The organism is candidate division KSB1 bacterium, from assembly GCA_034505495.1.
In the GTDB taxonomy this organism is placed as follows: Bacteria; Zhuqueibacterota; Zhuqueibacteria; order Residuimicrobiales; family Krinioviventaceae; genus Fontimicrobium_A.
Genome location: JAPDQV010000062.1, coordinates 1 through 12,778, shown reverse-complemented (window position 1 = coordinate 12,778; position 12,778 = coordinate 1). Strand labels below are relative to the sequence as shown.

General features: G+C 59.0%; 14 protein-coding genes. 11 read left to right on the top strand and 3 right to left on the bottom strand.

Going from position 1 to position 12,778, the window contains the following annotated elements; genetic code table 11:
* Nucleotides 1-394: transposase (locus ONB24_14875; protein ID MDZ7317393.1), on the top strand; the 394-nt coding region annotated here is incomplete at its 5' end.
* Between the two features lie 462 nt (nucleotides 395-856).
* Here the strand turns inward: ONB24_14875 and ONB24_14870 are convergent.
* From ONB24_14870 to ONB24_14860, 3 genes are read right to left on the bottom strand one after another with little or no spacing between them, the layout of a single operon-like run.
* Entirely contained in the window at nucleotides 857-1,291 is a 435-nt protein-coding gene (locus ONB24_14870) for a hypothetical protein (protein ID MDZ7317392.1), read from the bottom strand.
* Nucleotides 1,288-1,806 (bottom strand): caspase family protein, encoded by a 519-nt coding sequence (locus ONB24_14865; GenBank protein ID MDZ7317391.1) that lies wholly within the window; start codon nucleotides 1,804-1,806, stop codon nucleotides 1,288-1,290. The genes ONB24_14870 and ONB24_14865 overlap by 4 nt, the downstream gene beginning before the upstream one ends.
* Nucleotides 1,793-1,981: a hypothetical protein gene (locus tag ONB24_14860; protein ID MDZ7317390.1), complete on the bottom strand. Its 189-nt coding sequence runs from the start codon at nucleotides 1,979-1,981 to the stop codon at nucleotides 1,793-1,795. Before ONB24_14860 ends, ONB24_14865 begins: the two co-directional genes overlap by 14 nt.
* A 319-nt stretch (nucleotides 1,982-2,300) precedes the next feature.
* Between ONB24_14860 and ONB24_14855 the strand changes: the two genes are divergently transcribed.
* The 10 genes from ONB24_14855 to ONB24_14810 all read left to right on the top strand — a co-directional run.
* Nucleotides 2,301-2,984 (top strand): RNA polymerase sigma factor, encoded by a 684-nt coding sequence (locus ONB24_14855; GenBank protein MDZ7317389.1) that lies wholly within the window; start codon nucleotides 2,301-2,303, stop codon nucleotides 2,982-2,984.
* Nucleotides 2,981-3,592: a hypothetical protein gene (locus ONB24_14850; GenBank protein MDZ7317388.1), complete on the top strand. Its 612-nt coding sequence runs from the start codon at nucleotides 2,981-2,983 to the stop codon at nucleotides 3,590-3,592. Before ONB24_14855 ends, ONB24_14850 begins: the two co-directional genes overlap by 4 nt.
* Before the next feature lie 86 nt (nucleotides 3,593-3,678).
* Nucleotides 3,679-4,371, top strand: a complete 693-nt coding sequence (locus tag ONB24_14845; GenBank protein MDZ7317387.1) for a DUF4332 domain-containing protein — start codon at nucleotides 3,679-3,681, stop codon at nucleotides 4,369-4,371.
* Nucleotides 4,372-4,389: 18 nt separating this feature from the next.
* The gene (locus ONB24_14840) at nucleotides 4,390-8,097 is read left to right on the top strand and encodes a S8 family serine peptidase (protein ID MDZ7317386.1); all 3,708 of its coding nucleotides are present in this window, start codon (nucleotides 4,390-4,392) and stop codon (nucleotides 8,095-8,097) included.
* Nucleotides 8,049-8,699, top strand: coding sequence for a hypothetical protein (locus tag ONB24_14835; GenBank protein MDZ7317385.1), 651 nt, complete (start codon nucleotides 8,049-8,051; stop codon nucleotides 8,697-8,699). The genes ONB24_14840 and ONB24_14835 overlap by 49 nt, the downstream gene beginning before the upstream one ends.
* A 46-nt stretch (nucleotides 8,700-8,745) precedes the next feature.
* Nucleotides 8,746-9,375, top strand: coding sequence for a hypothetical protein (locus tag ONB24_14830; GenBank protein MDZ7317384.1), 630 nt, complete (start codon nucleotides 8,746-8,748; stop codon nucleotides 9,373-9,375).
* 56 nt (nucleotides 9,376-9,431) lie between these two features.
* Complete coding sequence (locus ONB24_14825) at nucleotides 9,432-10,055, top strand: hypothetical protein (GenBank protein ID MDZ7317383.1); 624 nt, start codon at nucleotides 9,432-9,434, stop codon at nucleotides 10,053-10,055.
* Nucleotides 10,056-10,081: 26 nt separating this feature from the next.
* Entirely contained in the window at nucleotides 10,082-11,347 is a 1,266-nt protein-coding gene (locus tag ONB24_14820; protein MDZ7317382.1) for an ATP-binding protein, read from the top strand.
* 55 nt (nucleotides 11,348-11,402) lie between these two features.
* Nucleotides 11,403-12,332 carry a caspase family protein gene (locus tag ONB24_14815; protein MDZ7317381.1) on the top strand — a complete coding sequence of 310 codons (930 nt, stop codon included), beginning with the start codon at nucleotides 11,403-11,405 and terminating at the stop codon, nucleotides 12,330-12,332.
* Between the two features lie 196 nt (nucleotides 12,333-12,528).
* Nucleotides 12,529-12,778: hypothetical protein (locus ONB24_14810; GenBank protein ID MDZ7317380.1), on the top strand; the 250-nt coding region annotated here is incomplete at its 3' end.

Below are 12,778 nucleotides of genomic sequence, written 5' to 3'. Positions count from 1 at the left end.
CAAGGGTTTTCGACGGTATCTGAAGGTGGAAGGCCACAGGCATTTCGTCGTGGATGAACAGACGGTGAAGTACGACGAGCGGTTCGACGGCATCTGGGTGTTGCGGACCAATAGCGACTATTCCGCGGAACAGTCGGCCCTGGCGTACAAGGGGCTCTGGATGGTCGAGGACACGATCCGCACGGCCAAGACGATCCTGGAAACCCGTCCGATCTACCACAAGTGCGATGAGGCGATCCGGGGGCATGTGTTTTGCAGTTTTCTGGCGTTGCGGCTGAAGGTGGATTTGGAGAAACGTCTGGAGGCGCGGGGAGAGAACTGGGAATGGGCCGAAGTGATTCGGGGGCTGGAACGCCTCGAGGAAGTCGAGGCGAAGTTCCGGGGTCGGCGGTAGCTGCTGCGCAGTCAATTGAGAGGGGACGCGTACGCGGCCATTCGGGCGGCGGGAGTCGCCTTGCCGCCGACCATTCGAGAGGCCTGAGCTGACATAGCTGGAACGAGGGTGTGTTGGCACAGCCCTCCCGCGTCGTCATAAGCCGTTGATTAATAACGATCCAGTTTTTCAAACTGTCGAAGATGGGTGAAGTTTATTCCTCGGCGGACTTCCTCGAACTCTCTTTTTTCAAGTGGCCGTCCCGCTCCATGCGACAATACCATCAAGTTCGATCGCCTCGATGGTGCATGTTTCCATGAGGTCGCGCGGCACACCTTTCCTGCTGCGGCTCCACTCACGCAACACCGTCTCCACCTTGTCGGGTCCCCAGCGGTATTCCTGGGGTAAGGAGGCGAAATTATCGGCGTACTTGATGTCAAAGGTCGGCTTCGTTTCAGATTTCTTGATTTCCGATTGCTCATCTTACCGCCGATTCGCTGTAGAGGCGATGACCGTTGTCGCGTGCACTGTTTTCTCCACCGGAATTCCACCGGGCTGTGTCCGCTCCTCCTGCACGACTTTGATCAACCGGCGAAGGATGGGCAGTCGCAGTTGTCCCGACACCACGGCCTCGATCGCCTCGATCATTTCCCGTTCCGCCGCGGTCCGCCCGCCGAGTCGAATGAGATCCAGGCAGAGCGACCCTTCTTCGGTAGTGAGGCGATCCGGACCGATCCCCGCCATGGCCGAGATGGCTTCCGCCAGTCGCTTCCGACGTCCAAACTCCAGCGGGTTGAGGCTGAGAGCGAAATCATGAGTTTCTTCGCCGAAGCGCACAGGGGTTTGCGGATTCCCTGCCGCCTGTGACGCCGCTGAGACCCGGTCCTTGAGATATGACCACAAGGCGTCAGCGGTCACGATGCCGGAACGGTCACGGTCGGCTTCGCCCCGGATTCCTCGCTCAATAAAGTACGAGAACGCGCCGCGGCCACCTCCGTTACCTCCACCGATTTCTCACGTCCGTCCGACGCCGCGAATATTAGCCGGCCCTTGCCCTTGTAGGCGCCGATTGCCACCTCGGCCGTCAGGGCAACACGCGTCCTATTCTTCTGAACAGCCATAGCGGCGGCATGACAGCAGTCCAGGAAAACGACGATCCTTTCCGCCGCCAGTTCATCGAGAACGCGATTGATTTCCTTTCGCGACAAACCGGTTGCGAAAAGATCATCCACATCCCCGTCATGGGGAACCCAGTAAGAATCGACGCCTTCAGGAGCCCCATGGCCTGCATAGAAAAGCCACACCGTGTCGTTCATGCTCGATTTGCGCCGTAAACCGGCCAGCGCGCGCCAAATGCGCTCGCGCGTGGCCTCCTCGTCGAGGAGCATCGCGACATTCTCGCGATCGAAAAGACCACACTCAGGGTCGGTCATCAGCTTGTACATCGCCTCGGCATCGGCTCGGGGCACAATGTAGGTTCAGCCGCTCGTCCCGGTAGCGATCAATGCCGATGACCAATCCCAAGCGCTTGGCGCCTTCCGGCAACACCTGGCAGCGGATTGCCGCCGCGATATCTCGCGTCTGATGGTTGGGCGCGTTCATGTGCATTCAATCCTCCGACTGTAGGGCCGAGTGGTTTACGGGGTAGACCTCATTATTGAACCACGGATGAGCCGAAGATAGTTATTTTCAGTCTCCCGCAAAGCGTTGTTTTGCTGCGGTGTTTCTTCCGCCCGCCCCCTAAGGGCACCGGACCGACCTGTGGCCGCGGGAGACTGCCAATCATAACGACGCCCTGGTTTCAAATCCGAGGTTTGCCGCAGAGACATAAACAATTGAAGGCGCAGGGAATCTTTGCTTAAATTCCCGTTGTTTGTTCGAACAATCGGGGAAGGCCCGGCGAGCCAGCCGATGGAATGCCGCGTTCATGTCAGCGACGGCACAACAGGCGAGGAAGCTTTCGATCACGGAGGATTCATTTCCGAAAGAGTTGGTTGATGCCGCCTGTGCAGGCGATGGGCATGCCATTGAACAGTTGGCGGCGCGAACCATCAATTATCTCCAAGCCATGCTCCGATATCTGCAGGCGCAAGGCTCGTGGCGCGTTGCGGACCCCGACGATGCTACCATGGAAGTGGTCGTCCGCGTGCTTGGTCGTTTGCACACGTACGAGGCTCGCAGTTCTTTCTCGAGTTGGCTTAGGCGGATCATGCTCAACTATCTGAAGGACAAGGCCCGGCAGGAACAGGCGCGGCGTCGCGCCGGCCAGACGGTTTCTCTGGATGGGCCGACGCCAGGTTCCAATCAGGGCGACAACTACCGCCCATTGAGCGATACGATCGCCGGCAGTGACGGGAGAGACATCGTTGCAGCGCTGGACGACGAGGAGGTCAAATTCTCTCCCCAGCGACTGGTGCTTCAGTTTCTTGAGACGGTGCCCAACGGCAAACATGTCGAAATCTTCCGTCTGAGACACTTGCAAGGACTTAGCTACCGAGAAATCTCAGACCGCTTGTCGGTTCCCCTGGGCGCCGTGGGTGTCACTTTAAAGCGGATGGAAGAAAAATTCCGCGCGTTCGTCTTGCCGCTATGGAAGGAACACCAAACATGAACGGAGCCCCCAAGGAAGACGACCGCGAGTTCTGGCGGAGCGCGACTCCGTTTCTGCTCTCGGCCGCCGAACTGCGCAGGCGCTTCGGTCCTGCAATTGAGTCGCTGCGCGACGCCATGACGGAACGGTTCGCGGATCGGCCCGCGCCCCAAAGGGCCGACATCGCCATCTGGTTTGCCGAGTCGGTGCGCCAGATAGAGGCGGTGGTGGCCGCAGGCGTCGAGCTGCTCGCTCCGCCGAGTCTCGCGCCGGCCATGGTAGGCATGCGCGGGCTTGCGGGCGCCAGGAACGCAGAAACTTTCAGTCAGCCGTTATCGCTCGCCTTTGAAAAAGCCGCTCCGGATTGTCGCCTCTCCGGCACGGCCATGCAGGGCAAAGACGGTATTGACGTGCAGCTTTCCCTCAAAGATGCTCGAGGCAAGGCTCTCCGGCCGTTTCTGCTTTCGGTTCAGGACGAAGACCAGGGGAAATGGTACGTCAGGGCGAAGGCGTTCGAAAAGGGGGAAGCGCTGTTGCGCGGCATGCAGCCGGGCCGCTACCGGGTGCGCGCCGAGGCCGGGCCGCGATCGTGCGAGATGACGCTTGAGATCCGGGCGGCAAAGGACTGACCGCGGCGCGAGGCTGTTTCCGATCTCGATCTGCATGTAAGAAAATCGCGCCGGCGGGAGTTTAGACGGGTGTGGAGGCAATCCGAATGAAATCTGCGGGCGAAACGGCTAACGAATGGGCGGAGCGGTTTGCGGCGCGTCCCGAGTTCGAAGGTGATCCCGAGACCCTGCGCCGCGGCATGGCCGCCGCCGGGACGCCGCGTTCCGGTATAACGGCGAACGCGGCAGCGATCGCATCGGATCCAATGCTCCACGTCGCGTTTCAACCGACAGACCGAGAACAGTTCGAGCAGGCTTGTCGCAACCTCCTGCCCGCGGTACCAATTCAAACAGAACGCGCAGGGATTGTATCGCGAGAGGCGGTCCCGGAGATACGTATAAGCCTATTTCTGCATTTGCCTGGCGGCGTGGCGCACCTGCCGGCGTCGCTTTTCATGAAATTGCTCGATGCGGGGTTGATCCGCAGTTTTTCATGGGAACCCCCCGTGAGACTCACCTCTGCGGCGGAATCTCCGGCGACGCCACTTTCCGCCGTCGGGGATGCCGTTCTCGAAGAGCGGCTTCGCTCGGCAGGGATCGCCTCGGCTCTTGACTTGGTCTCGAAGGCATCTGACCCCTTGCAGCGAACGCGACTGGCTGCCGCCGTTGGGGTGGACGAGACGGAATTGAAACGAATATTGGCGAAAGTTAAAGGCCAACTGAGTGAATCAGAGCGAAAACTGATTGCGTCTCCACCCCCATTCCCATTCATTCCTGGCATACCTCTCACGGAGAAATGAACAATGGAGACGATCCCGATGGACAGGATCGAAGGGCTAAGTCAATCTCAGCGTTCCCTGCTGGCAGAGCTGTGGATCAGTTCCGCCCAGGAACTGGTGGGCTTGCTCCAGCTTGAAGACACGGCGCGGCGTATCGCGGGGTTGCTGGGCTTGGATGAAGATGGCGTTCGGACCCTGAAGAAAAACACTCAAAGGGCGATGGGACCGGTGTGCGTGGAAGCGGCAATGCGTCCGCGTCCGCTGCCGCCGCTCGGGTTGCCGCTAAAACCTTGGCCTGACGAAGAGGTTCAACTCAAGTGGAGATCGCCATCGGCGCGTCCGCCTCATTTTAAGCGTTTCTTCGGGCGTGGCCCCGTTTCCGGAAAAAGTTTGGAGACAAGATCACCGGAACGGGTAAGTCTTCAAAATCGTCTGCCCCCGATTCGAAACCAAGGGATGCGCGGAACGTGCGTTGCATTCGCAATGGTGGCGGCTCGTGAATATCTTCTGGGGTCTGGCAACTCGCTATCGGAGCAGTGTCTTTATTGGATGTGCAAAGAAATGGACGGCTGCCCGGATATCGAGGGGACATGGCCGGGTGTTGCTGCCGCGGCGCTGGAGATGGCGGGTGTTTGCGAAGCCTCGCTCTGGCCCTACAACCCTCAGCCTATCGCTGGCAACGTCGGACAAGGGCCGGCGCCGGAGGAGGCTCAGTCCCAGGCATGGCCCTATAGAATCGGCGGTTTTTTTGAACTGGAAGACGAGACGCCGCCGCTCCCTCAGGTTTTGATGCAGATTCTGCAGGGTTTCGATGTTGAAGACCGCCGTTTTGCGCCGCGACCCATCGTCATAGGTTTGCCCGTCTATGAAAGCTGGCGAAGCGCAGAAACCTATCGCAGTGGCAAAATATTCCGTCGCATCGGCGATGAACCTCCGATTGGCGGGCACGCGATGCTGATTGTCGGCTACCAGTTGGATTCGATGGTGCCCGGCGGGGGATATTTTATCGTTCGAAATTCCTGGGGCGAGGAATGGGCGCCGGAATGTCCGGAAGGTGCCGGTCACGCACTGGTTTCCTTCCAATATGTTTTGGACGCTTTGGATACGATGATTGTGGGAACCCTGTTGTTTTCCCAGGAGGAATTAGATCAACAACGACCGTTTTCCGACGAATGGATGGCTCGCCAAATTGAGGCGGCGCGGCGTCAGAACTTTGCGGCACTGGCATCAGAGTGGGCTGAAATGGAAACGCTGGAAGAGCGCATCGAGGAGCGGAGCTATCGGCCGGATTCCAGCGTAGAAAAAGAGCGCTTCATCGAGCGGACACATCGCCGGATCACCTTCGGCAAACGCTCGGTATCTCTCCCGCAATTTTCGGAATATCCTGAGACATTGCGGCGTCCCCTGTTGCTCGGCGCGTTGGCCTGGCAAACGGAGACGGATCTGGCAGACTTGTCCGCCGGACGGCTGGTATTCGCCGAATTTCTGGACAGGCAATCACAATGGTTGCCGGTCGAGCGATGGGTGCGATGCCTGGCGATTGGCGATCGACAGACGTTGCGCGGTTGGGAAACCGGTAAATGGCAAGTTCAATTCCCGTACAAACATCTTCCGGTATTTGAATGCTCGTTGCCGCCTTTTCCGGGGATTGTCGAGACTTTGCGCGATCGCATTGGCTTGCAGTTCGCGCTGCCGGATGCGCGGTTTAGATTGGATGATCCGCGAACAATATCGGATGAAAGCCGGCCGATTGTCGTTTCGGACTGGTTGGCCGTTCCCCGCGCGGCGCAGGAACAACTCGGATCGGACACCTGGGTTGGCATCCTCGACTCCGGTTTGGACTTGGAACATCCGGATTTTGAGGGGATCAGCGACGACAACTGGGCGGATTTCAGCGGCGAGGGACGCATGAGCGACGAGCTGGGGCATGGCACGCACTGCCTCGGCATTCTCGCGGGCGCCGGGAAGGGCGATGCTCGCTATTCCGGCGTCGCGCCCCGCAGCCGGCTGCTGGTTGCCCGCGTTTTCGATCGGAACGGCTGGACCACGCTTGAGAAGGTTCTGGCTGCGCTTGACTGGCTTGCGGAACGGGAGGTCAACATTGTCAGCCTCTCTCTGGGGACCAGCGAATCGCCCAACGGCCGCAGTCAACTCACTCAAGTTTGCGATTACCTTTCGGAAAAACGCCACATGATCTTTTGTGTCTCCGCCGGCAACGAAGGGCCGGCGCCGGAAACAATATCGCCGCCAGCTGACGGCCGGCATGTCATATCCGTCGCTGCGTTGGATAGCGAGCGACACTTGGCGGATTTCTCAAGCCGCGGCTCAAACCAGCGAAATCACGCCTGTTTCGAGAAGCCGACCCTGGCGGGTCCGGGCGTCCGCGTGGTGGCAGCTCGATCCGCTCGGGCGGGTTTGCCGTCTTTTGATCGCCGGGGTCTCTACACTGAAATGTCCGGCACCAGCATGGCGGCGCCCGCCATCGCCGGCGTGTGCAGCCTTTTATGGTCGGCTTGCAGGGAAAACGAGCCCGCAGCTCGCCGCGCCGCCGTTTTAAGTGCGTTGTTCAAAACGGCGGTTGCGCCTGTGGCGCCGAACGGCGAACCCTACAGCCGTGAGTGCGAAGTAGGCCACGGAGTGCCTGACGTGGCTGCCGCCCTCGCTCGCCTGGGGTGGGGGGCGATGCCTGGCAAAAAGGATGAGCTGATTATGACGGAAAACGCTCCTGCCGGAACAAAATGTTGTTGGTCGGGAATACCTTTCGCCGCGGGTTGGAAACCCGGCGCCGATTATTTTCGCTGCGAAAATCCGAACTGCCGCAGTCCGGAAACGGAACGGTACATTAGCGCCTTGGCCTGGAATAAAGAGGGCGCGAAAAATGGAGGCCGGCGGTGGTGCAAGAATTGCTTGATCGCCGCCGGGCCATCTGCCGATGCAAAACATTCCGAACCGGCGCAGAGCGGCTTGGAAGGGGCGGCGCGGTTGCAGGCCAATGTCTCTCGGTATCTCTCGCCAAAAACGCGGATCATAATTCGCGGCAAAGATGGCAGTCCCCGCCACTATCAAGTGGCGGACCTGTCCGGGCCGGTGACCCTGCGTCTTGACGCGCGTTCCCGGCTTTCCCGCGACTCTGAATCCGTCGGCGTCGTTTGGATGGAGGCGCGGTTGGTTGCGAAAAAAGCTTTTTTCGGGAAGAATAAGTTCGTCGTGATCGTCGGCGTGGCATACGGCCTTTCCCGCGCCGCTCTCCAAACAGCGCTGACCGATCAATGGCCCGACGTCTGGACGGAGGCCGATCTCGCGTTGGTCGGGGTTCCCGACACCAACGACGACGCCACTCCGTCCTCCGGACAAACGGGGCCGTGTGCCTGGTACGTGTTGCCGATTCCTCGCAAAGCGGAGCAGTGGCAGGCTCCCGCTCACTGGCCCGTTCATCTCGACGACACGTTTCGAAGATGTTTCATTTTTGAAAATGACGAGGAAAGGTTTAAGCGATATCGCGAGCTGATTCTGACGCACGCCCGGCGCGTCTGGGATGGAACCTCGGATTTGCGGCTATACAAAGATGCGGACTTGATCGAACTGTGGCAACCGGCTACCGTGGAGGAAGTAGGGCGCCGGTTTTTTGAGGGTCACTTGGCGCCGGTCACAAATGGTGAGGGCGCGCTCGCGTGCATTCGCCTGAAGGAGCCTGCGCTGTGGCTGAAAGAGGCCGCGGCGCCCCCAAAAGAGAGGGCAAGGAGATGATTGCGCGACTCTGGGCCTGGTTGCGGTCGCTGTTTGGCGGAAAGACGGACAAGGAAAACAACAGCGCGGACCGGAAAAACGAGTTCCGGCAGCAACTGGAAAAACTTGAACGGGAACGCGACCTTAAACAGGTCGAGCTGAAAAAGCTGGATCGCGACCTCGATGTTTTGGAGGAAAATGAGCGCGCCGCCATCGCGGAGTTCAACGCCACGACGCCGGATTCGCCGGAGCGCAAGAAGGCGCTGGAGAAGATAGCGGAGATCCGCAAACGAATTGCGGATCTGAAGCCTGCGCGGGCGGCCCTCCGCAACGGTATCGCTGCGAATGACAAACTCATTGCCGAGTTGCGCAAGATTATTCACAGCGGAACTGATTTCACTCCAGAAGAGGTCGAGGCTTTGCAGCGCAAAATGAAACAAGCTGGTTTGGCGGCTCTCGCTACTTACGACACCGTTAAGCACGGCGAATACGTTGAAATAGAGGACAATACGGAGCAGGAACTGCGTGATCTGGAGCGCGAACTCACGGCCAAGGCGGCCCCCAACAGCTCGTCGCCGTCGCCGTCGGCCCGAACCGACGGAATGCGGAGGGAGATAACGTAAACTTCAGAAACCGCAAACGGGAACAACACAAGGAAAGGGAAATACCATGGGAGTCATCAAGGATGCATTCGGTTGGATACTCGGCATTACCTCACAGTCTATTGATTCCATAAATGTTGAAGAACTCGAAGAGAAGTTACGCGGAACGAAAAGGCTCCAGGCTCAATGGGAGCGGGAGATCCAGCAGGCGGCGAAGGAATACAATGAGCACATCTCGCCGGAAAAGAACCTTCGCCGCAGCCCCATCGAGCGAACTCTAGCTATTCAGAAGGCAAAGATCGCAGCCAAGCGCGCCAGCACGCTAACCAACTCGGTAAGCATGTTGTACCGGTTGTCCGGCGTCGTCGAGCAAGTGAAACTGCTGAAGAAATTCTACAAGGATCTTTGCGAAACCTCCAAGCTGCCGAAGGGCTTGACCTTGGAACAGTTTGTGAAGCAGGTCGAGAAGCTGTCGGACGTGCTGCATCTCAAACAGTCCGAAATCGAAAAACTCACTCACGCCATGGAGGATATCAACCGTTCCATGGACGCTGCGCTGGGCGATTCCGGAACAAACAAGGAACTGGAGGCGTTGTTCGAGAAATACGCCACGCTTGTCGCGGAAGGCAACACGTCCGAGGCCGAGAAGGTGAAGGCGCAAATTGATAAAATGGCCGGCGTGCCAGAAATGGCCTGACGACAGATTTCTTCCACTGCTTATCATACCCGAATATCGCAAGAGGGGAGATCAAGATGAGTGATCAGGACACGATTGTCGGAATGGTGGCCGAATGGCTGAAAATCAAGCCGGCGCAGTTGAAGTTAAAGGATGTCCAGGAGCAGATTCCGAAACTGCGCCGCAAAGTGTCGGAATATGAACGCGAAGCGCTGGCGGCCGAGAAAGAGGCCATGTCGCTTCGCGAGAAAGCCTTTCTGCCCGAAACGAACGCAGCCGAACGTCCGGGATTGATGCGTCAGGCCGCACAGGCCGCGCAGAAGGCTCAAATGATCGGACGTCAAGCCGGAATTTTTCTGACTCATCTCTCGAATTTTTCATCACTGGAAACGACGATGCAGATCGTTGACCAGCTCAAGGAAGTGGGGTTGCTGAAGAAGGGGGTCAAGATCGAAGACTGGCAGGCCGTGATGGATTCGATGCAGGTCGAGATCGAAGGCATGATCCGGGCTTCCCAGCGCATCGGCGACGTGATGGAAACGCTGATGCACGTCGAGGGCGCTCAAGCGGACTTGACGACGGAAAAGGAAATCAAGGCGCTGTTCAAGAGGTGGGAAGAAGCGAAGGATCCCGCCGAGAAAGCCCGAATCCAAAAGGAAATTGACGAAAAGACCGGGATGCCGTCCTCGCTCACGATTTGAGCGTCGCAAAATAGGGAGCCCAGACCATGGTTGCGGGCAGTTGGATCCAGGATTGTGAGGATCTGAGGAAGCAGGCGGAGGCGTTTGCGGCCCAAGGTAACTTTGTTGCGGCGGGAAATGCCTATGACCAGCTTTCTCGCGCGTGGCTGCGCGGCGCCAGCCAGGCGATCTCCGCTGAAGAGCGCGGGCGGCGCATGGCGAACAGCCTCAAGTTTCGCGAGCTGGCCGTGCAGTATCTCTCCGGCAAAAAAGAACCTGCCGGCGCCGCCGGAGGCGCCGCTGAGCCGCGCAAAGGCGTGGCCGCCGGCGCGGGGAATATCCGTGCGCAATTGGCGGGCGATGCCATCGGCCAGATGCTGATCGGTTTGGTGGACAGTTTTGCCCAGGACTCAAACGTGACATGGGATGACATCGGAGGCCTGGATTCCCTGGTCAAGGACCTGAAAAGGGCTTTGGCCAGCGCCGTGGTCCGCCAGCCCGAGGGCGTCAAGCGGGAGGCGTCGGGCGACATACTCTTGTTCGGCCCTCCGGGAACCGGCAAGACATTATTGGCCGCAGCACTTTCGAACGCACTCTGCCTGGGCGGGGTTCCCGGACGCTTCTACAATGTTCGAGTTGCGGGGCTCAAAGGCCATTATCAGGGAAACACCGAGAAGAGCATCAGTCTGCTCTACGAAACCGCCGCCGGCACCTCGCCGTCACTGGTATTCATTGACGAAATTGATGGCTTGTGCACCTCCCGAAGCAGCAACGCGGACGCCGCATCGCGCGCCATCCTCGGAGTGTTGCTTGAAGAGATGGATGGTATGGCGAAGAAAGGAAGGGACCTGCGTTCCCGTTTCGTGCTCACCGTCGCCGCCACCAATCTGCCGTGGGATCTCGACCCGGCCATTCTCAGCCGCTTCGGCGAGAACCGGGTCTATGTGCCGCCGCCGGACGAGGGGGGACGGCGTCAGATACTCGAGAAATTAATTCTGCGGCAGGGATATACGTTGGAGGACCCCACGCTGTTGGACTGGCTGGCGGATGACAAGCAGACGAAAGGGTATTCCGGCCGGGACCTGCGCAGCCTGACAGCCGTGGCCAAGAACCGCATGGAACAGGAGATGAACCCGGAGCTTTCCGAATGGAAAGACCTGCGCGAAATTGCGGACCGAACGCTGAAACTGCGGCCGTTGAAAAAGAAGGATTTTGAATCCGCAAAGAAACTCGTGGCGGCCAGTTTGACCGATGCCGTTATCGAACACTACCTTCGTTGGAGCGACGATCCGACATACCGACCGCGGCGGTGACCCGCGCGGGGCGCCGCCCTATGCTCCTGGTCGGTCGCGCCCTTGAGGAAACAAAATGCCCCGCAAATTCCTTTTACGGATCGCAATTAATCGCTATGCCGAGTGGCGTTCGCTCAACGGGCCGGTGCCGGAATCCCGCCAGATCGAGGCGGTTCTCATTCAACGTTTCGGGTTTGAACCTGGCGCGATTTGCTCTTTGGAGGACGAACAAGCCACGTGTGAGCGCCTGCGGGATGGTTTGCTTCAATGGGTCGGCGCGGACGGACCCTCGCAGGAGAAACTCGAGCGGGAGTTTGGCAGTGACGATCTGCTGATCCTTTACAGCGGGCACGGTTACCTCGACCCGCTCACGGATGAAAGTTATTGGATTCCGCATGACGCGGGGCGAAATTTCAAAGTGCGGCACGCCTGGTTTCCCCATACGGAGTTGGTCAAAATACTCAGGCGGTTACCGTTCCGGCATGTGCTTCTGATCAGCGATTCGTGTTTTGCCGGTCGCATCCTGCCCAAGGACTTGGGCGAAACCACGGAAAGACAGCAGGAAGACTATCCGGCGATTGCAGCTCGCTACCGCTCGCGGGAGGTGCTCGTCTCTGTCGGCGCGGCCGAGTCGCCCGATCCCAGCCCTTTCGCGGAACACCTGCTCGATTGCCTGCGCCATAACGACAAGCCCTGGCTGGACCGGGAAGACCTGTACGCCTGGGTGCGCCGCGGGTGGCCGCGGGTGGAGCACGACGGCCTTCGCGAGGCCGGCCACCAGCGCGGCGGCGCCTTGCTGCTGGTACCGCGGGGGGGCAACCCGGCGCCAAACCGAGGATGCGGCGCCCGTCGTCGCCACCCCGCCCAAGATCGTTCCGCCCCCTCCGCCGCCGGAGGCCCTGTGGCACGTGGCGGTGGAGGGGCGGGTCTCGGCGGGGATGCCGCTACACTGTGGGTTTATGATCGCGGGGCAGCGTGCATGCTCTTCATGTGGGACACTGCTTGAACCTGCATGGACGGCGTGCCCGGAGTGTGGTCAAAAAATAGAAGGTGTCCATCGGCAGAGCAATTACGTCGTCTTTGATCTGCTGAAGCCAGACAGTCGTCCGGTGTTTCTTGACGGTCCACCCACAACGGGTTGGACTGATGAACATAAAACGACAAAGTTGGTGCTCAGAAGGATACCGGCTGGGGCTTTCATAATGGGGGAATCTGCTCCCGAGTTGCGTGACAGTCAATGGGCAATCATGGAGGAAGCTCATGAGGTGCTTCTTACCGAGGATTTCTATCTGGGAGTCTTTGCGGTTACGCAGAAGCAGTGGGAATTGATCATGGGAGCGAACCCTTCCTTTTTCAAGGGGGATAGCAGGCCCGTTGAAAACGTAACCTGGGAAGATATTTGCGTCGGTCAATTCGAGTTGCGGGAGAATATCAGCGGAACCTATTTAAAGG

Coding starts and splice junctions, on each gene's coding strand:
- ONB24_14850 (MDZ7317388.1), top strand. CDS start 2,981: ATGAACGGAGCCCCCAAGGAAGACGACCGCGAGTTCTGGCGGAGCGCG.
- ONB24_14865 (MDZ7317391.1), bottom strand. CDS start 1,806: ATGACCGACCCTGAGTGTGGTCTTTTCGATCGCGAGAATGTCGCGATG.
- ONB24_14845 (MDZ7317387.1), top strand. CDS start 3,679: ATGAAATCTGCGGGCGAAACGGCTAACGAATGGGCGGAGCGGTTTGCG.
- ONB24_14830 (MDZ7317384.1), top strand. CDS start 8,746: ATGGGAGTCATCAAGGATGCATTCGGTTGGATACTCGGCATTACCTCA.
- ONB24_14855 (MDZ7317389.1), top strand. CDS start 2,301: ATGTCAGCGACGGCACAACAGGCGAGGAAGCTTTCGATCACGGAGGAT.
- ONB24_14820 (MDZ7317382.1), top strand. CDS start 10,082: ATGGTTGCGGGCAGTTGGATCCAGGATTGTGAGGATCTGAGGAAGCAG.
- ONB24_14840 (MDZ7317386.1), top strand. CDS start 4,390: ATGGACAGGATCGAAGGGCTAAGTCAATCTCAGCGTTCCCTGCTGGCA.
- ONB24_14860 (MDZ7317390.1), bottom strand. CDS start 1,981: ATGCACATGAACGCGCCCAACCATCAGACGCGAGATATCGCGGCGGCA.
- ONB24_14825 (MDZ7317383.1), top strand. CDS start 9,432: ATGAGTGATCAGGACACGATTGTCGGAATGGTGGCCGAATGGCTGAAA.
- ONB24_14815 (MDZ7317381.1), top strand. CDS start 11,403: ATGCCCCGCAAATTCCTTTTACGGATCGCAATTAATCGCTATGCCGAG.